Raw genomic sequence first — 18,033 nt, 5'->3', positions numbered from 1 at the left:
AGGCTGGACCTGCTGAACGTGCTGAGTGTCCTCAGCCTCGCACGGTTCCCGGTGTGCGCGTAAAGAGTGGGTTGGGGGTGAGATCAGCCGCGCAGGGCCGCGAGCCGGTTCAGCGGCACCTTGCGCTGGTGCGGGCGGGCCGCCGTGGTGCGCAGGCCCATCAGCTGCGGGGCCGCCACCTCCGGCGCGCGGGTCGGCGCGACCGGCGGGTGCAGTTCGTACGCCACGTCGAGGGCGAGGCCGAGGTCGGCCGCACCGAAACCGGTCACCGTGTGCGAAACCTGCTTGATCATGACGTACTCCCTGACTCGATGGTGGGTTGTCAGCTGTCGGAGCCGCCGGCCCGCAGCGTGGCGAGGTCGGCCTTGACGGTGTTGATCGGGATGGCGAAGCCGAGGCCGACGCTGCCGGCGTCGGAGGAGGAGGAAGAGTCCGTCGCGGCGGAGTACATCGCGGAGTTGATGCCGATGATGTTGCCGCTGGCGTCGATGAGCGCGCCGCCGGAGTTGCCGGGGTTCAGGGAGGCGTCCGTCTGGAGCGCCTTGTACGTCGTCGTGGACGTACCGGTGTCGCCGTTGAACTGCTGGCCGCCGAACTGGAACGGCCAGCTGCCGTCGCCGCCCTGGCTTCCCTGGCCCTGGCTCTGACTCTGGCTCTCGTCGGTCGAGACGGTCACGTCCCGGCTGAGCGCGGAGACGATGCCGCTGGTGACGGTGCCGGTCAGGCCCTCGGGGGAGCCGATCGCCACGACCGTGTCGCCGACCTTGACGCCGTCGGAGTTGCCGAGGGTCGCCGCCTTCAGGCCGGAGGCGTTCTCCAGCTCGATGAGCGCGAGGTCCTTCTTGCTGTCCGTGCCGACGACCTTGGCGGTGTACGACTTGCCGTCGCTCGTCGACACCTTGATCGAGGTGGCGCCGGAGATGACGTGGTTGTTGGTGATGATCTCGCCGCCGCTGGTGATGATCACACCGGAGCCGGTGGAGGTTCCGTTGCTGAGCGTGGCGCTGACCTCGACGACGCTCGGGCTGACCGCGGCCGCGATGGTGGCCACGTCGCCCGTCTTGCTGGAGGGCACCACGCTGGTGGTGGTGGACGAGGAGACCACCTCGTCCTTGCCGGTGAGCTCCTGGATGCCGTAGGCCGTGCCGCCGCCTATGGCCGCCGCGACGATCGCCACGGCGGCGAGCAGCGCGAACGGTCCGCGGGCGCGCTTCTTCCTGGCGGGCGCGGGCTCGGAGGCCACGGGGGTGAGGAGAGCGGTTCCGCCGCCGTTGCCGCCGTAGCCGCCGTTGTCGGCGCCGCCGGCCGCTGCCGGGGTCTGCCACACCGCGGTGGGCTCGACGACCGGCTGCTGCTGGTGCGCGGACTGCTGCACCGGCGGCACGGGCTGCTGCTGCACCGACTGCTGCTGCGCGACCGGCTCGTACGCCGGCGGCGGCGGCCACTCCGGGTTCACCGGGGAGGAGCCCGTGGGGGAGGAGGCGTGCTGCTGGGCGCCCTCGTACGGGGCCTGGTACGGGTTCTCGAAGTTCTCGTACTCGCCGCTGCGGCGGATGCTCTCGGTCATGGAACGAAGCTTCTCGCCCGACCATGAGAGCTCCCTGAGTGCTCCCTGAGAAGCCCGCCAGAACCTCGTATGCCCGATATAAAGAGCGATCCCGAAGTTCGGGGGAGCCTCTCAGAGAGGTCTCATACACGGCTCGTACAGGCTCGCGAGCGGCTCGTAAACGGCTCGTGCGGGCCTGTGGACGGTGCTCGCACAGGCCCGTGAACGGCTACTCGCAGCCGCAGGACCGCCGTATCACCAGCTGCGACGGGAACACCTTCAGCCGCTCGCGCCGCGACCCCGCGACCCGCAGACCGTCGTCCAGGACGAGGTCGACCGCCGCCCGGGCCATCGCCGAGCGGTCCGATGCGATCGTTGTCATGGGCGGGTCGGCGAGGGCCGCTTCCTTGATGTCGTCGAAGCCGATGACCGCCAGCTCGCCGGGCACGTCGATGCGCAGCTCGCGCGCCGCGCGGAGCAGGCCGATCGCCTGGTCGTCGGTGGAGCAGAAGACGGCCGGCGGCCGGTCCGGGCCGGCCAGCAGCTCCAGGGAGACGCGGTAGGCGTCGTAGCGGTTGTACGGCGCTTCGAAGAGCCGGCCCTCGGTGCTGACGCCGGCCTCGTCCATCGCGCGCCGCCAGCCCTCGACGTGGTCGGAGACCGGGTCGCCGACGGAGGGGGTGTCCGCGGTGCCGCCGACGCAGGCCACGTACTCGTAGCCGTGCTCCAGGAGGTGGCGTACGGCGAGCTGGGCGCCGCCCAGGTCGTCGGTGACGACGGCGACGTCGTCGATGGCCTCGGGGCGCTCGTGCAGCAGCACCACCCGGGCGTCCCAGGCGTCGATCTCCGCGGCCGCCTGGTCGTTCAGTGCGTGGCTGACGAGGATGAGGCCCGAGACGCGCATCCCGAGGAACGCCCGCAGATAGTGGACCTCGCGCTCGGCGACGTAGTCGGTGTTGCCGACCAGCACCATCTTTCCGCGTTCGGAGGCGGCCTGCTCGACCGCGTGCGCCATCTCGCCGAAGAACGGCTGACGGGCGTCCGGGATGATCAGGCCTATGAGGTCGGTGCGCCGTGACGCCATCGCCTGGGCCACCCGGTCGGGCCGGTACCCCAGTTCCTTGATGGCGGCGAGGACACGCTCGCGCGTGGCCGGGGCGACCGGCCGGGGTCCGTTGTTGATGACATAGCTGACGACGGCGGTCGAAGTACCCGCCAGTCGCGCCACATCATCCCGAGTCACCTTGGCCACGCGCGGAGTCTACGCGGATGGACCCGCTCTGGGCAGGGCGTACAGGAGCTTCGCTGTGCGCGGGCGATGCCCTTCCCGAGCGGGTGCCGGGCTTACCGGCGGGTACTACGCCTCCGCCGTGACCTCTGTGGCGTCCAGGACGGCCGCGCTGTCCGCATCGTCCGTGTTTGCCCGCTCCGGGCGGTCCGTCTTGGCCTTCGCGTCGTCACTCGCGCGCTCCCCCTTCTCAGGGGTAACGAATCGATAACCGACGTTCCGGACGGTTCCGATCAGCGACTCGTGCTCGGGGCCGAGCTTGGCGCGCAGACGTCGTACGTGGACGTCGACGGTACGGGTGCCGCCGAAGTAGTCGTAGCCCCAGACCTCCTGGAGCAGCTGTGCGCGGGTGAACACCCGGCCCGGGTGCTGGGCCAGGTACTTCAGGAGCTCGAACTCCTTGAAGGTGAGGTCCAGGACCCGCCCCTTCAGCTTCGCGCTGTAGGTCGCCTCGTCGACCGACAGGTCGCCGTTGCGGATCTCCATCGGGGAGTCGTCGTTGACGATCTGCTGGCGGCCCATGGCCAGCCGCAGCCGGGCCTCGACCTCGGCCGGTCCCGCGGTGTCCAGCAGTACGTCGTCGATGCCCCAGTCGGCGGTGACGGCGGCGAGGCCGCCCTCGGTCACGACCAGGATGAGCGGACAGCCGGGTCCGGTGGAGCGCAGCAGCTGGCAGAGGCTGCGGACCTGAGGCAGGTCGCGGCGGCCGTCGATCAGGATGACGTCGGCGCCGGGGGTGTCGACGAGGGCGGGGCCTTCGGCCGGAGCCACGCGGACGTTGTGCAGCAGCAGGCCGAGGGCCGGAAGGACCTCCGTCGACGGCTGGAGAGCGTTGGTCAGGAGCAGCAGAGAACTCATATGTCTGGTTCCTCCTCGGTCCCTGCGAGGACATTGCGGCACAGCGGCTTTTGCGGCACTGCTCTGCGATCCCGGGGGGCCGTACACCCGCGGTCACCTGGCGTTTCCCGCCCGGTTCCCATTTCGTATACAACGCTTCCGAAAGCACAAAAGGACCCGGGGGCTACGCTGCCCGAGTCCTCTGTCCAGCAGAATAGCCCACATGAGCAGCGGTCCGGCAGGTCATGTGGCACGTTCCACCGTTCGTCCGAATTCCGAGACGGGCACGCGTGCACCATTGCGGACGTTTCTGCCCACCGCCGACGGGATTGCGGTCGATTCCGTATACGAACCGGGTGCGGTCGTATACGACGCCTCCGCGCCATCCACCCGTCACCCGGTGTTCGTCGTCGCCCACGGGTTCACCGGGGACGTGGACCGCCCGCACGTGCGGCGCGTGGCGGCCGCCCTCGCGCGGTACGGCGCCGTCGTCACCTTCTCCTTCCGGGGGCACGGCCGCTCCGGCGGACACTCGACGGTCGGCGACCGCGAGGTCCTCGACCTGGCCGCCGCGGTGGAGTGGGCGCGCTCGCTCGGGCACGCGCGCGTGGTGACCGTCGGCTTCTCGATGGGCGGCTCGGTGGTCCTGCGGCACGCGGCGCTGTACGAGGGGACGGTGGACGCCGTCGTCTCCGTGAGCGCCCCCGCCCGCTGGTACTACCGGGGCACGGCCCCGATGCGCCGGCTGCACTGGATGGTCACCCGCCCCGAGGGCCGCCTGGTCGGCCGCTACGGCTTCCGCACCCGTATCCACCGCCGGGACTGGGACCCCGTTCCGCTGTCCCCGGTCGAGGCGGTCCCGAGGATCGCGCCGACCCCTTTGCTGATCGTGCACGGCGACCAGGACGGCTACTTCCCCCTCGACCACCCCCGGATGCTGGCCGAGGCCGCCGCGGGCCACGGCGAACTCTGGCTGGAGCACGGCATGGGCCACGCCGAGCACGCGGCCGACGACGGACTGCTGGCCCGTATCGGGGACTGGGCGGTCGCGCGGGCGGGCTAGCCTGACCGTGTACACAGCCGATCGATTGAGGAACCTGATGCCCAAGGTCACGGTGCGCTACTGGGCGGCGGCCAAGGCCGCGGCCGGGGTCGCCGAGGAGCCGCACGACGCGGCCACGCTCGCCGAGGCGCTCGATGCCGCACGTGCGCGACACCCCGGTGAACTCGTGCGTGTCCTGCAGCGATGCTCGTTCCTCGTCGACGGTGACCCCGTGGGCACCCGCGAACATGAGACGGTACGGCTGGCCGACGGCGGCACGGTCGAGGTGCTCCCGCCGTTCGCAGGAGGGTGAGATGACCGACCAGCCGTACGACCCCCAGGGCTACGAGGGGTATGAGGGGTACGAGGGCTACGACCCGTACGCCCAGCAGCAGCCCCAGCAAGCCCAGCAGCCCCAGCAGGCTCAGCAGGCGTGGCCGGGGCAGCAGCAGGGGTACGAGGAGCCGCAGGCCCACCTCCAGCACACGCAGCAGTGGCAGGGCCAGACCTGGGAGACGAGCGTCCAGGCGCCGGTCCCCCCGGCCGACCCGGCCCAGACCGCCTATCTGCCCCCGCAGACGGGCGAGGCGCCGATCCACGGCAGCCGGCAGCCCGCCTACGGCAACACCCCCGCGTACGACGACGCCCCCGGATACGGAAACGCCTCCGCCTACGGCAACACCCCGTCGTACGGGAACGGCCCGTCGTACGGGAACGGCCCGTCGTACGGGAACGGCCCGTCGTACGGCGGCGGCCCCGCGGCGGGCGCGGCCCTGCCGCCGGAGAACCACCCCCAGCCGCAGCACCATGTCCAGCCGCAGCACCATGTCCAGGCGCAGAACCACGTCCAGGCGGGGAACCAGGCTCACGCGGGGAACTGGCAGGCGGCCCCGGCGCCGCAGCAGGCCTCCCAGCAGCCCTCGGTGCCTGCCGCCCCCCTCGCTTCCGCGCCCGTGCCGGAACCCGCGACCGCGACCGGAGGCACCGGTATGACGTACGGCCCCGCAACCCTGGCCGGCAACGCCCGCGTCACCGACGCCCAGCGGGCCCGTCTGGAGGGGCGTTCGCCGATCATCGAGCCGGGGATACAGCCCGCCGCGCTCACCGCGCTCCTCGGTCTGCTCCTGTCCGGCGCGGCGGCCATCGGCTCGTACGCGCTCCTCGTGCCGCTCGTCGCGCTCCAGGCCGTCACGGCGGCGGGCTGGTTCCGGCTGAACGGCATGTGGCCGGCCCGCCAGGGCATCGCGCTCGCCTTCCTGGGCGCGCTGGTCTCGGACGTGGCGCTCCTCGCGGCGGGCAGGGAGAACGCGCCCGCCGCGATCTTCGGCACGCTCGGCGTCTGGGTGCTGCTCTGCCTGGTGCTCCAGCTGCGCTCGCACGCCGACCCCGACGAACGCATGTACGGGCTGATGGCGACCATCGCCTCCTCCGCGCTGGCCGTCCTCGCCACCGGGCACCTCGGCGCCGAGCCGGACGCGGTGACGGTCGGCGCGGCCGCGGTGGCGGTGGCCGTCCTGGCCCGTGCGCTGCCGCTGCCCACCCCGGCCTCCGTCGTGGTGGCCCTGCTCGCCGCGGCGGGTGCGGGCATCGCGGTCGGCGGGATGACCGGCCTGGGCGCCAAGGGCGCGCTGCTCGGCGCGGGCGCGGCGGTCTGCGCGCTCATCGGCCACCGGGTCGCGAGCTACGACTACCCCTCCCGCTTCGTCCACTTCACGGCGGGCGTGGCCCTGCCGCTGGCCGCGGCCGCGCCGGCGGTCTACGTGCTCGGACGGGCGCTGGCGTGAGGGGCGGGCAGGGAGTGAGCCGGGAGTGAGCGGGGAGTAAGGGGTAAAGCGCGGTGATGGTCTGTCACAGGTGATCGACAAATCGCCGGTACCCCTTCCGCTCGGGGTTACCTTGAACCGTTGTCAATGAACCGTTCAGGTCATCCGGGTGGGGGAACTACCGCATGCGTGCGCTTCGAATACTGCTGGTCGTCGTCGTGGTCCTGGGCGGCCTGTTCGTGCTCGCGGACCGGCTGGCCGTGAACTTCGCGGAGGGCGAGGTGGCCGACAAGCTGAAGGCCAACGAGGGCCTCGCGACCACCCCGGACGTGTCCATCAAGGGCTTCCCCTTCCTCACCCAGGTCGTCGGCGGCTCGCTGGACGACGTCGAGGTCGGCATGAAGGACTACGAGGCGGCGACCGGCACCAGCGGTCAGTCCATCCGCATCGACGACCTCCAGGCGGACATGAAGGGCGTCGAGTTCTCCGGCGACTACAGCTCCGCCACCGCCTCCAGTGCCACCGGCACCGCGTCCATCACCTACGCCGAGCTGCTGAAGACGGCGAAGTCCGAGCCGACGCAGGTGATGCAGGGCGTCACCGCCAACGTGGTCGGTCTCTCCGACGGCGGCAACGGCAAGATCAAGGTCGCCGTCGAGGCCACCGTGCTCGGCACCAAGCTGCCGCAGCCCGTCTACGTCCTCAGCACGGTCACCGTCGAGGGCGACACCGTCCGCGTGCACGCCGACTCGCTGCCCAGCTTCGGCGGGGTCCAGGCCGCCGAGAGCGAGGTGCGCTCGATCACCGACTTCGAGCAGAAGATCGACGACCTGCCCGGCGGGATCCAGCTCGACAAGGTCCAGGCGGGGACGAACGGTGTGGACATCTCGGTGAAGGGTTCGAACGTCAGGCTGGCCGGGTAGGGCTGCTCCCGGACCGACTCCCGGACCGGTTTCCGGATCGCCCCCGGGCCGGCTCCTGGCGGACCCCCGATGGACGGTGAGCGTCCGACAGGCGAGACACCACCGTCCGTACCGTAGGGGTGACGACGGACACAAGCGCCCGGAAGCCGTACGACGACGGCCCGGGCGCTTGTTGCGTCCCACTATCCGGACGATCGCATCTCACCATTCGGCATGCTGGTGACATGCCCGCCTGTCCGTCCCTACGATCGTCGACATGATGCAGCGACAGGCGGATCTCACGAAGCGGCGGGCAGTAGACCTGTGCCGCGTCGCCGCCATGCTCTGTCGCACTTTCTGAGCGGAAGCGCCGCCGGCCTTCCGCGCCTCCCGGCGCCCTCACTCGAGGGCGTCCGTGCGCGGCCGCCGGCGAGCCCCGGCCGCGCACCCCTCCTTTCTTGCACACCCCCGCCGCAACTGCCCCGGAGGAGAACGAGCATGAGCCGCAGTGACGTCCTGGTCGACGCCGACTGGGTCGAGGCCAACCTCGACAACGCCGACATCGCCATCGTCGAGGTCGACGAGGACACGTCCGCGTACGAGAAGAACCACATCCGGAACGCCATCCGGATCGACTGGACCAAGGACCTCCAGGACCCGGTCCGCCGTGACTTCGTCGACCAGGAGGGCTTCGAGAAGCTCCTGTCGGCCAAGGGCATCGCCAACGACACGCTGGTGATCCTCTACGGCGGCAACAACAACTGGTTCGCGTCCTACGCCTACTGGTACTTCAAGCTCTACGGCCACGACAACGTCAAGCTTCTCGACGGTGGCCGCAAGAAGTGGGAGCTGGACGCCCGCGAGCTGGTCGAAGAGGTGCCCGAGCGCGCCGAGACCTCCTACCAGGCCAAGCCGCAGAACAAGTCCATCCGCGCCTTCCGCGACGACGTCGTGGCGGCCATCGGCTCGCTGAACCTGGTCGACGTCCGCTCGCCCGACGAGTTCAGCGGCAAGCTGCTCGCTCCCGCGCACCTGCCGCAGGAGCAGTCGCAGCGTCCGGGCCACGTCCCGTCCGCCCGCAACATCCCGTGGTCGAAGAACGCCAACGACGACGGCACCTTCAAGTCGGACGACGAGCTCAAGGAGCTCTACACCGACGAGCAGGTCGACCTGGCCAAGGACACCATCGCGTACTGCCGCATCGGCGAGCGCTCGGCCCTGACCTGGTTCGTGCTGCACGAGCTGCTGGGCGTGGAGAACGTCAAGAACTACGACGGCTCCTGGACCGAGTACGGCTCCCTCGTCGGCGTCCCGATCGAGCTCGGCGCCAACAAGTAACCATCCGAAGACCGACCTGAACGACCTCTGGAGAAGCACATGTGTGGAGCGAAGGCCGGCGGCCCGGACGCCTCGACGATCAAGCCCGGTGAGACCACGATCCAGGGTCAGGTGACCCGCGACGGCGAGCCGGTGACGGGCTACGTCCGTCTGCTGGACTCGACCGGCGAGTTCACCGCGGAGGTCCCGACCTCCGCCACCGGGCAGTTCCGCTTCTACGCGGCCGAAGGCACCTGGACCGTTCGCGCCCTCGTTCCCGGCGGCACCGCCGACCGCACGGTCGTCGCCCAGCAGGGCGGCCTCGCGGAGGTCGCGATCGCGGTCTGATCCCTCGGACCCCGACGCCGGAAGGGCCGTACCCCGGGTTCACCCCCGGGGCACGGCCCTTCCGCCATGCCCGGCCCCGCCATGCCCGGCCCCGCCGCGATCGGCCCCGCCCCGATCGGCTGTGCCGGATCTACCCTGGATGTATGTACGCCCGCCGTCGGCACGTCTACTTCGCCATGATGGGCAGCTGTGTGGTGCTGTTCGTCCTGGCCTGGGGAGTCGTGCGTCTCTGGTCGATGCCTGTGGCCGTCGGGATGTGTGTGGTGGCCATGGTGATTCCGCCGCTCGCCGCGATGGTCGCCAACCGGCGCGGTCCCGAGGACCGCTGGTGGGACGACCCCTCCGGCGATCCGAAGTCCGACGAGTGGTGGGACGAGCTGGACGGCAAGAAACGCCGCCCCCAGGACCGGCCCTAGGGGGCTGCCCTAGTAGACGAGCGCCTGGACGCCGTCGGCCAGCGCCTCCTGCACGAAGACCTGCGCTCCCGCGATCCGTACGCCCTCGATGACGTCCTTCTCCGTGATGTCCCGGCGGGCCGCGCATTGGGTGCACAGGGTGAGGCGGCCACCGGCCAGGATCGAATCGAGCAGGCCGGGCAGCGGGGCCGCGTGCGGCAGCTCGAACTCGGCGGCCCGGCCCGGCAGCGCGAACCAGGCGGACTCCCCGGTCAGCCAGAGGGAGACCTCGACCCCACTGGCCACGGCGACGGCCGCGACCGTGAACGCCTGAGAACACCGCTCGGGCGCATCGGCCCCTGCCGTCACCTTGATCACAAGCTTCTTCGCCATGCCTGAATCGTAATCAACTCAACTACAACTCCCGGAGTTGACCATGGGTCTCCTGTGAAGCGCGATACGGAATACGCGCTTCACGCTTCTGAGGGGGATGTTGTGGAAGGTCCTGAAAGGGCCGAAGCGGTAACCGGTGAACCCGGGGCGGTCGAGGCGGATGCCGAGGCAGCGGGGGCAGCGGGGACAGAGGAAGCGGAGGGGGGCGTCGAGGCCGGGGCAGCCGCAGTCGCAGCCGTTGCGGCCGAACAGGCTGAACCGTCTCTTCCGCGTCCCCGCCGTCGCCGCGGCCGTACGACGCTGATGATCGCCGGAGCCGCTGTGCTCGGGATCGTCGCCGGCGCCTGCGCCGGTTTCCTCGTCCAGGCCGACCGCGAGCCGACCGCGCTGCCGCCGCTCTCCCAGCCCGTGCTCGGACAGGGCAAGGGCGAGGTCGAGCCGCTGTCGGCGGCGCAGGACCGGCGGGTCAAGACGGACGGCGATCTGCGCAAGCTGCTGATCACCCGTCCCAAGGGAGCCAAGGACGCCGATTTCGCGGTGGACAGCGACGGCTGGGCGGATCTGTCCACGTACGCGGAGGAGTACACGCGACCGGGCGCCACGTTCAACAACCTCGTCGACGACGAGTTCCGCCGCGCGGCCATGGTCTCGTGGCGCGTGGGCGAGTCGTACAACGTCGAGATCGCCCTCGTGCAGTTCCACCAGGAGAGCAAGGCTGCCGCGTCCGAGTGGGCCGAGAGCGCCGGTTACTGGGCCGAGGACGAGGACGACACCCGCAGTTGGCCCATCCCCGGCACGGGGGACGGCAACGGTTCGGCGTACGTGCACGACACACCCGAAGAGGAGGCGGGCTACCTCCCGATGTACACGGCCGAGGCCTACGCCTGGCGCGGTGACATCTGCGTCGAGATCCAGGTCTACGACACCAAGCCGATCTCCAAGGCGAAGATCATGGACCTGGCCCAGCGGCAGGTGGGAAAGCTGTGAGCGAGAACCCCGAGAACCCCGAGAACCCGGAGAGCCCGGAGAGCCCGGAGAGCCCGGCGACGCCAGAGAAGCCCGCCCGGCGGGTGCTGCGGCCCGGCCGGATCCTCGCCGTGGCGGGAGCCGCGCTGCTGGCCTGCGCGCTCGTCGGCGGTGTCGGCTACACCGTCGTGACCGTCCAGGACGCCGACCGCGATCCCGGCAAGCCGACGTGGAAGTTCGCGCCCCCGGCCGCCCAGGACGACGAGAGGACCAAGCAGGGCGGTGCGACGGGGTCGGGACTGAGCGCCTTGCTGGTGCCCTACGGCACCGACGGCTTCGAGCGCGGTCCCGACCTCGGCGAGTTCGGCGCGGACGCGGAGTTCAGCGGCGCGCAGGCCACCGCCCTGCGCAAGGAGTCGATCAAAGACCTGCCCAGCAAGTCCCGTCGGCAGCTGGAGAAGCTGATCGACAAGGAGCGCATCAAGGGCGTGGTGATGCGCAGCTACGTCGTCGGCCGGTCGGACTACAACACCACGGACGCGATCGCGTTCGACGTCAACCTGTCGCGGATGGAGAACCGCACCGCCGTGCGGGAGGCGGCGACGTCCGTCAACGGCTTCCTCGCCGCCACGGACGTCTTCCGCAAGGGTCCGAAGATCGCGGGCAACAAGGACGCCCAGTGCTTCCTGACGCCCAAGGGCAAGGACAAGGACGAGGAGCTGGGCTTCGCGCTCTGCACCGCCTACGTGGGAGACGTGCTGGTCAGCGTCAGCGCGAACGCCCCCGGTGTACTCGACGCGAAGTTCGTCGCCAAGTTCTTCACCGCACAACTCGACCGCATCGACGACCCGGGACAGGCCGTATGACCGAGCAACAGCAGACGCCGGCCACCGCCGAACCGCCCGTCGGGACGACCGACGCGGCGCGCCCCGAGACAGCCGACGCGACAGCTGCCTCGGCAGCCCACGCAACAGCTGACGTGACAGCCGCCACCGCGCCCTCCGATGCCGTCGCCGAGCAGGCCGCCGCCGGACCGGACACCACCAAGGAGCTCCCGGCCACGGAAACACCCACCATCCCGCAGGACCCGGCCGCCCCGCAGGACCCGGCCGCCCCGCAGAACCCGGCCGCCCCGGAGGGCACGGCTGTCCCGGAGGACCCGGCCGGCCCGGTGGTCCCCGTCGCTCCGAAGGACCGGCGTGTCCTGCGGGCTCTGTTGCGCTGGACCGCCGTCGTCACGGTGTTCGCCGCGCTCGGAGCCGGGACGGCGTACGGGATCACGAGCATGGAGCGCACGGACGTACCCGGTCTCGCCACCGAGTCGGACGGCCGCTGGGCGTACCCGGAGATCACCAGGCCGCCGTTGCCCTCCGGCAGCCCGAGGCCGTTCGACACCAGGAACTGGGCGCAGTCCCACTCCGCGGACCTGCGCGCGCTGCTGCTGCCCGCGCCCGCGGGGGCGACGGACGACAAGACGCTGCGAGGCGCCGACGGCTGGCTGCCGACCAAGGACTTCCTGACCGTGTTCGAGGCGAAGGAGGACCAGGACGACGTCGGCCAGCTGTTCACCGACCACGGGCTGCGGCACATCGCGGCCCGGGGCTGGACCACCCAGGACGGCACCGACACCCGCGTCTACCTGCTCCAGTTCGACACGGGGACGGTGGCCGACGACGTCTACGGCGAGCTCACCACCTACGGCTCGCCCCTGCACGCCGTGCGTGGCGCCCCCGCGGCGGAGTTCGACGACAAGTACCCCACCGCCGCCGACTTCGACACCATGAGCGTCATGCGGTACTCGTACGACGAGGTGAAGCCGTACGGCGCGGAGCAGCTGCGGCAGGCCTACCTCCGCGCGGGTGACGTCATCGCCGTGGTGCTCCAGTCCCGCAAGGGCACGGCCGCGGCCGTCCCCTTCCAGCAGACCGTCACCCTGCAGAGTCAGTTGCTGGGCTGAACCCTGTGAGGGAGTACCTCGCAGGGAGGGCCGGCCCCCGGCCGCGTAAGCTGGGGGCCGGCCCCGTAGTACGTACCCCGAAGCACGCTCATCCGAGGAGCACCCTGTGGAGATCTTCTTCGAAGCCCTGCTGGTCCTGGTCTGCGTCGGCACCCTCGCCTTCGCCGGTCTGACCGTGAAGAAGCTGTACCAGGGCCAGCGCTGACCGACCACGTCCAGGAACTGTCACTCATGATCGAGATTCCGTCCGACCTCCACAAGGACCTCGTCCCCCTCGCTTTCCTGCTGGGCAGCTGGGCGGGCGCGGGCGTGCACGACTTCCCCGGTTCGGAGAAGTGCAACTTCGGGCAGGAGGTCACCTTCGGCCACGACGGCCGCGACTTCCTGGAGTACCACTCCCACACCTGGGTCCTGGACGGCGAGGGCGCCAAGATCCGGCCGCTCGAGTCGGAGTCCGGCTTCTGGCGCGTCGACGCCGACCGCAAGGTCGAGGTGACCATGGTCCGTGACGACGGCGTCGTCGAGATCTGGTACGGCGAGCTCGCCGACAAGAAGCCGCAGATCGACCTCGTCACCGACGCCGTGGCCCGCACGGCCGCCTCCGGCCCCTACACCGGCGGCAAGCGTCTGTACGGCTACGTCAAGAGCGACCTCATGTGGGTCGGCGAGAAGCAGACCCCCGAGGTCGAGCTGCGCCCCTACATGTCGGCGCACCTGAAGAAGGTCGTCACCCCGGAGGACGTCGAGCGCTGGGCGAAGGCCCTCCCCGACGACATGCCGGACGACGGGATCGCCTTCTTCAAGTAGTTCTAGACTCTTCGGTGTGGTGAGCACTGAAAGCACTGACTGGAAGAGCGACCTGCGGCAGCGCGGTTACCGGCTGACGCCGCAGCGACAGCTTGTCCTCGAAGCCGTGGACACCCTGGAGCACGCGACCCCCGACGACATCCTCGTGGAAGTGAGGAAGACGGCGTCGGGGGTCAACATTTCCACCGTGTACCGGACCCTGGAGCTCCTGGAGGAGCTGGAGCTGGTCAGCCACGCGCATCTGGGGCACGGGGCGCCGACGTACCACCTGGCGGACCGGCACCATCACATCCACCTCGTCTGCCGGGACTGCGGCAACGTCATCGAGGCGGATGTACAGGTGGCCGCGGAGTTCCGGGACAAGCTGCGCGAGACCTTCGGCTTCGACACGGACATGAAGCACTTCGCGATCTTCGGGCGGTGCAAGGACTGCACCCTCAAGGGTTCAATTACCAAGTCGTAGGCTGGGGACCATGAAGAGCCCTCTGCTGTCCCTGCCCGGCGCCGTCCCCGCCGAGGGCGTGGACGAAGGCGTCGCCGGCCACTACGGCGACCTGTTCCGCGAGCAGCGCGCCCTCGCCGACGGCACCGGTTTCGTCGATCTCTCGCACCGCGGGGTCGTCACCGTGTCCGGCGAGGACCGGCTGAGCTGGCTGCACCTTCTCCTCACCCAGCACCTCACCGACCTCCGCGTCGGCGAGGCCACCGAAGCGCTGATCCTCTCCGCGAACGGCCACATCGAGCACGCGCTCTACCTGGTGGACGACGGCCAGACGGTCTGGCTGCACGTCGAACCCGGCACCCAGGAGGCGCTGATCGCGTACCTGGAGTCGATGAAGTTCTTCTACCGGGTCGAGGTCGCCGACCGCACCGCCGACTTCGCGGTCGTGCATCTCCCCGCGGGTTCCATCGCGCCCGTCCCGCCGGGTGCCGTCGTCCGGGAGACCGCGTACGGCCGTGATCTCTTCGTTCCCCGCGCCGATCTGGAGGCGTACGCCGGGCAGGCGGGTCCGCCGGTCGGGATCCTCGCCCACGAGGCACTCCGCGTCGAGCACCACCGTCCGCGGCTCGGCTTCGAGACCGATCACCGCACCATCCCGCACGAGCTCGGCTGGATCGGTACCGCCGTGCACCTCCAGAAGGGCTGCTACCGCGGCCAGGAGACGGTGGCCCGGGTGCAGAACCTCGGCAAGCCGCCCCGCCGCCTCGTCTTCCTGCATCTCGACGGCAGCGAGGTCCTTCTGCCGGTAGCCGGTACCGAACTCCGCGTCGCCGACGACGCCCCCGACGGGCGCAAGATCGGCTTCATCACCACGTCCGTACGCCACCACGAACTCGGCCCGGTGGCCCTGGCCCTGGTCAAGCGGAACGTGCCGGTGGACGCGCCGCTGCTGGCCGGGACGACGGCGGCCGCCCAGGAAGTGGTCGTGGAACCCTAGACCCGGCCCGGCCCCTGAGACCCCGGCCCAACCCCGGACACCGGCGGGGGCCCGGATATCGGTGGGCCCCGGACACCGGCGGGGGCCCGGATATCGGTGGGCCCCGGACACCGGCGGGGGCCCGGATAGCGGTGGGCCCCGGACATCGGTGGGGCCCCGGATACCGCTAAGGCCTCGGATACCGGTGGGCCCCGGACACCGGCGCAGCCCCGGGCATCGGTGGGGCCCTAGATCTCGATCAGTACGGTGAACGGGCCGTCGTTCGTCAGTGACACGCGCATCTGCGCGCCGAACCGGCCCGTCGCCACCGTCGCGCCCAGCTCCCGCAGCCGGGCGACGACCGCGTCGACGAGCGGCTCGGCGACATCGCCGGGGGCGGCCGCGTTCCAGGTGGGGCGGCGTCCCTTGCGGGCGTCCCCGTACAGCGTGAACTGGCTGATCACCAGCAGCGGGGCGTCGATGTCGCTGCACGACCTCTCGTCGTGCAGCATGCGGACCGACCAGAGTTTGCGGGCGAGCTGAGCCGCCTTCTCCTCGGTGTCCTCGTGCGTGACCCCGACCAGGACGCACAGTCCCTCGCCGCTGATCTCCCCGACCGTCTCGCCGTCCACGACGACGCTCGCGCCGTCCACCCTCTGCACCACCGCTCGCATGCGGACCATGATGCCGGGTGCCTGGCGCGGACCCGCGAGGGGCCCATTTTTGATCCTTAAGCCCCTATCTGGGGCCGTTCGGGGGGACTCGGTAACTCATCGACCGATCGGGGTGGCACGATGCTTCCCACACGCCGGTCGAGGGGACGGTAGAAGGACATGAGCACACCGAGTACCGGGCGGCCTGCCACACATCGGCCGCCGGCCCAGCGCAGCGACAGCCCCGTGCTGCCAGCACAACCGCCCGAGCACGACCTGACCCGGCTGAGCCTGCCCGAACTGCGCACCCTGCGCCGGGACGCCCAGCGCGACGAAGCCGACCTCAGCTATGTACGACGGCTGCTCCAGGGCCGTATCGACATCCTGCGCGCGGAGCTGGCCCGCCGTTCTCCTGCGGGTGCGGCCTCCGTCGTGGAGCGGCTGTCGGAGATCCTCACCGACGCCCCGGCCCGGCACCGTTCCTCGGCCCGCCACGTCACCCTGTGCACCCCGCAGAGCGAGGAGTACCGGCGCCTGGCCACCGACATGCTCGCCGACGTCGAACTCTCCGACCTGGACGCGCGCACCGATCCCGAGCTCCAGGAGGGGATGGTCTGCCTGGTCCGCTACGAGCAGCAGGTCTCGAGCCGCCGCCAGAGCCTCCAGCGGACGGCCGACGAGTCGGGTGCGGAGATCACGCGGCGGTACCGGGAGGGAGAGGCGCAGGTGGAGGACCTGCTGGTGTGACTCCGGCGAGGCCCCATCGGGGCCGGCGCCGGGGCGGCAGAGGTGGGGCGGCGGCGGAGGCGGAGGCGGAAAAATCTTCGCACCGGCCGCCCGCCCCTGCCTACGGTGATCCCATGACCCGCCGAGCCATGCAGCAGCCCCTCGACGTCCGCCCGATCACCGACGCGGAGCTTCCCGACTGGACCCGTGCCGTGAACACGGGCTTTCTGCGCCCGCCCACCGCTCCCGACCGGATGCTCGCCGACCGCCGTGTCGCGTTCGCCGACTCCCGTGTCTCCGGCGCCTTCGAGGCGGGACGGTGCGTGGCGACGTTCCGCTCCTTCGACCAGGAGCTCACCGCGGTCGGCGGCGCCCCCGTCCCCGCCGACGGCATCTCCAACGTCACCGTCGCGCCCACGCACCGCCGCCGCGGAATCCTCACCCGGCTGATGGCCGAAGACCTGACGGCGGCGAAGGACCGCGGGGACGTCGTGGCCACCCTGATAGCCGCCGAGTACCGGATCTACGGCCGGTACGGCTTCGGTCCGGCGACCACGATGACCGAGTGGTCGATCGACGTGCCGCGCGCGGGCCTCGACCCGAACTGGTCGGGCCCGCAGGACGGTGGGCGGATCGACCTCGCCGACGGCGAGGAGATCCGCCGGATCGGTCCCGAGCTGCACGAGCGGCTGCGTCGCGCCCAGCCGGGCGCCATCGACCGGGACGAGCACTGGTGGGCGGCGCGCACCGGGCAGCTGTGGCTGTACGGCAGTGCGTGGGTCGAGCCGTTCTTCGTGGTCTACCGCTCGGCGGACGGTGTGGTGGAGGGCATGGCCTCCTACCGCGCGGACGAGGAGTGGAGCGACGCCAAGCAGCCGCTGAACACGGCGACGGTGAACTGGCTGAGCGCGGTGACCCCGGCCGCGGAACGCGCCCTGTGGCACTACCTCTGTTCCATCGACTGGATCACCCGGGTGAAGACCGGCTGGCGCTCGCCGGACGACCTGCTCCCGCTCCATCTGCCGGACCCGCGCGCGGCGCGCATCACCACGCAGGCGGACTGGCTGTGGGTGCGGATCCTGGACGTCGTACGGGCCCTGGAGGCACGGACGTACGATGCGCCGGGCGCGTTGGTCCTCGAGGTCGTCGACCGGGCGGGCCTGGCCGGGGGCCGCTTCCTGCTGGACGCGACCCCCGACGGCGCCTCCTGTACGCCGACCACCCGCAGCGCCGACCTCACCCTGGACGTGGCCGAGCTGGCGACGCTGTGGCTGGGCGACGAGTCCGCGGGGCGGCTGGCGGCGCTGGGCCGGCTCCGGGAAGAACGAGCGGGCGCCGCCCGAGGGGCCGACGCCCTGCTGCGCACGTCCGGGCGGCCTTGGTGCCCGGACATGTTCTGACGGCTCCTCTCTGCGTGGCCGCGTGGCTCGTGTCTCCGCGTGCCTGCGTGCCTGCGTGCCTGCGTACCTGCGTACCTGTGTGTCTGTGACTGCGGTATCCGTAGCTGTTCAGTTGTGGCTGTGCGATCGATCTGAAGTTGTGGCTGTACGGGCGATGTTCAGTTGTGGCTGTACGTCGATGCCGACTGTTCGGGCTCCCGGCTCCCCTCCGGAAGGGAGCCCGACCGGCCAACCGTCTGAAAGTTTGACCATGTTGTTGAAGTTGGCTGCCAACT

22 protein-coding genes are annotated in these 18,033 nt (G+C 70.7%); 16 read left to right on the top strand and 6 right to left on the bottom strand.

Annotated elements, in window-relative coordinates; translation table 11 throughout:
• Positions 1–83 precede the first annotated feature (83 nt).
• From ABT070_RS35155 to ABT070_RS35140, 4 genes are all read right to left on the bottom strand, one after another.
• Positions 84–293, bottom strand: a complete 210-nt coding sequence (locus ABT070_RS35155) for a hypothetical protein (RefSeq protein ID WP_351766760.1) — start codon at positions 291–293, stop codon at positions 84–86.
• A 29-nt stretch (positions 294–322) separates the two neighbouring features.
• Complete coding sequence (locus tag ABT070_RS35150) at positions 323–1,567, bottom strand: S1C family serine protease (protein WP_351766759.1); 1,245 nt, start codon at positions 1,565–1,567, stop codon at positions 323–325.
• Positions 1,568–1,775: 208 nt separating this feature from the next.
• Complete coding sequence (locus ABT070_RS35145) at positions 1,776–2,798, bottom strand: LacI family DNA-binding transcriptional regulator (protein ID WP_351766757.1); 1,023 nt, start codon at positions 2,796–2,798, stop codon at positions 1,776–1,778.
• Positions 2,799–2,903: 105 nt separating this feature from the next.
• Positions 2,904–3,692: a winged helix-turn-helix transcriptional regulator gene (locus tag ABT070_RS35140; protein ID WP_351766755.1), complete on the bottom strand. Its 789-nt coding sequence runs from the start codon at positions 3,690–3,692 to the stop codon at positions 2,904–2,906.
• 202 nt (positions 3,693–3,894) lie between these two features.
• Here ABT070_RS35140 and ABT070_RS35135 point away from each other — a divergent pair, with 202 nt between their 5' ends.
• From ABT070_RS35135 to ABT070_RS35100, 8 genes are all read left to right on the top strand, one after another.
• Positions 3,895–4,734 carry an alpha/beta hydrolase gene (locus tag ABT070_RS35135; RefSeq protein ID WP_351766753.1) on the top strand — a complete coding sequence of 280 codons (840 nt, stop codon included), beginning with the start codon at positions 3,895–3,897 and terminating at the stop codon, positions 4,732–4,734.
• 37 nt (positions 4,735–4,771) lie between these two features.
• A complete protein-coding gene (locus ABT070_RS35130) occupies positions 4,772–5,026 on the top strand; it encodes a MoaD/ThiS family protein (RefSeq protein ID WP_020130366.1) in 255 nt (84 codons plus the stop codon).
• A gap of 1 nt (position 5,027) precedes the next feature.
• Entirely contained in the window at positions 5,028–6,497 is a 1,470-nt protein-coding gene (locus ABT070_RS35125) for a hypothetical protein (RefSeq protein WP_351766751.1), read from the top strand.
• A gap of 164 nt (positions 6,498–6,661) precedes the next feature.
• Positions 6,662–7,399, top strand: a complete 738-nt coding sequence (locus ABT070_RS35120; protein WP_351766749.1) for an LmeA family phospholipid-binding protein — start codon at positions 6,662–6,664, stop codon at positions 7,397–7,399.
• Between the two features lie 256 nt (positions 7,400–7,655).
• Positions 7,656–7,739 (top strand): putative leader peptide, encoded by an 84-nt coding sequence (locus tag ABT070_RS35115; protein ID WP_351766844.1) that lies wholly within the window; start codon positions 7,656–7,658, stop codon positions 7,737–7,739.
• Positions 7,740–7,876: 137 nt separating this feature from the next.
• Positions 7,877–8,716, top strand: coding sequence for a sulfurtransferase (locus ABT070_RS35110; protein ID WP_351766747.1), 840 nt, complete (start codon positions 7,877–7,879; stop codon positions 8,714–8,716).
• 39 nt (positions 8,717–8,755) lie between these two features.
• Complete coding sequence (locus tag ABT070_RS35105; RefSeq protein WP_004986406.1) at positions 8,756–9,043, top strand: DUF1416 domain-containing protein; 288 nt, start codon at positions 8,756–8,758, stop codon at positions 9,041–9,043.
• Positions 9,044–9,186: 143 nt separating this feature from the next.
• A complete protein-coding gene (locus ABT070_RS35100) occupies positions 9,187–9,459 on the top strand; it encodes a DUF3099 domain-containing protein (RefSeq protein WP_351766745.1) in 273 nt (90 codons plus the stop codon).
• Positions 9,460–9,468: 9 nt separating this feature from the next.
• On the opposite strand, the gene ABT070_RS35095 is transcribed toward ABT070_RS35100, so the two are convergent.
• Complete coding sequence (locus tag ABT070_RS35095) at positions 9,469–9,831, bottom strand: DsrE family protein (protein ID WP_351766744.1); 363 nt, start codon at positions 9,829–9,831, stop codon at positions 9,469–9,471.
• Between the two features lie 303 nt (positions 9,832–10,134).
• On the opposite strand from ABT070_RS35095, the gene ABT070_RS35090 reads away from it, so the two are divergent.
• The 6 genes from ABT070_RS35090 (at position 10,135) to ygfZ (ending at position 15,000) form a co-directional block, all read left to right on the top strand.
• Positions 10,135–10,818 carry a hypothetical protein gene (locus ABT070_RS35090; RefSeq protein WP_351766742.1) on the top strand — a complete coding sequence of 228 codons (684 nt, stop codon included), beginning with the start codon at positions 10,135–10,137 and terminating at the stop codon, positions 10,816–10,818.
• Positions 10,815–11,663, top strand: a complete 849-nt coding sequence (locus ABT070_RS35085; RefSeq protein WP_351766740.1) for a hypothetical protein — start codon at positions 10,815–10,817, stop codon at positions 11,661–11,663. The genes ABT070_RS35090 and ABT070_RS35085 overlap by 4 nt, the downstream gene beginning before the upstream one ends.
• Positions 11,660–12,754 carry a hypothetical protein gene (locus tag ABT070_RS35080; protein ID WP_351766738.1) on the top strand — a complete coding sequence of 365 codons (1,095 nt, stop codon included), beginning with the start codon at positions 11,660–11,662 and terminating at the stop codon, positions 12,752–12,754. The genes ABT070_RS35085 and ABT070_RS35080 overlap by 4 nt, the downstream gene beginning before the upstream one ends.
• 231 nt (positions 12,755–12,985) lie before the next feature.
• Entirely contained in the window at positions 12,986–13,561 is a 576-nt protein-coding gene (locus ABT070_RS35075) for a heme-binding beta-barrel domain-containing protein (protein ID WP_351766736.1), read from the top strand.
• A 16-nt stretch (positions 13,562–13,577) separates the two neighbouring features.
• On the top strand, positions 13,578–14,024 hold the full coding sequence (locus ABT070_RS35070; protein WP_020130354.1) for a Fur family transcriptional regulator: 447 nt from the start codon (positions 13,578–13,580) through the stop codon (positions 14,022–14,024).
• A gap of 10 nt (positions 14,025–14,034) precedes the next feature.
• Positions 14,035–15,000, top strand: a complete 966-nt coding sequence (ygfZ, locus tag ABT070_RS35065) for a CAF17-like 4Fe-4S cluster assembly/insertion protein YgfZ (protein ID WP_351766734.1) — start codon at positions 14,035–14,037, stop codon at positions 14,998–15,000.
• Between the two features lie 227 nt (positions 15,001–15,227).
• Here the strand turns inward: ygfZ and dtd are convergent, their stop codons facing one another.
• Positions 15,228–15,653, bottom strand: coding sequence for a D-aminoacyl-tRNA deacylase (gene dtd / locus ABT070_RS35060; protein WP_351766733.1), 426 nt, complete (start codon positions 15,651–15,653; stop codon positions 15,228–15,230).
• Positions 15,654–15,812: 159 nt separating this feature from the next.
• On the opposite strand from dtd, the gene ABT070_RS35055 reads away from it, so the two are divergent.
• Positions 15,813–16,379 carry an RsiG family protein gene (locus ABT070_RS35055; RefSeq protein ID WP_351766731.1) on the top strand — a complete coding sequence of 189 codons (567 nt, stop codon included), beginning with the start codon at positions 15,813–15,815 and terminating at the stop codon, positions 16,377–16,379.
• A gap of 113 nt (positions 16,380–16,492) precedes the next feature.
• Positions 16,493–17,758: a GNAT family N-acetyltransferase gene (locus ABT070_RS35050; protein WP_351766729.1), complete on the top strand. Its 1,266-nt coding sequence runs from the start codon at positions 16,493–16,495 to the stop codon at positions 17,756–17,758.
• The last annotated feature ends 275 nt before the right edge of the window (positions 17,759–18,033 follow it).

The sequence above is a fragment of the Streptomyces sp. NPDC002884 genome (assembly GCF_040295245.1).
Lineage (GTDB): Bacteria > Actinomycetota > Actinomycetes > Streptomycetales > Streptomycetaceae > Streptomyces.
Note: the sequence above shows the minus strand (reverse complement) of the source record. Positions and strands in the feature narration are given on the sequence as shown.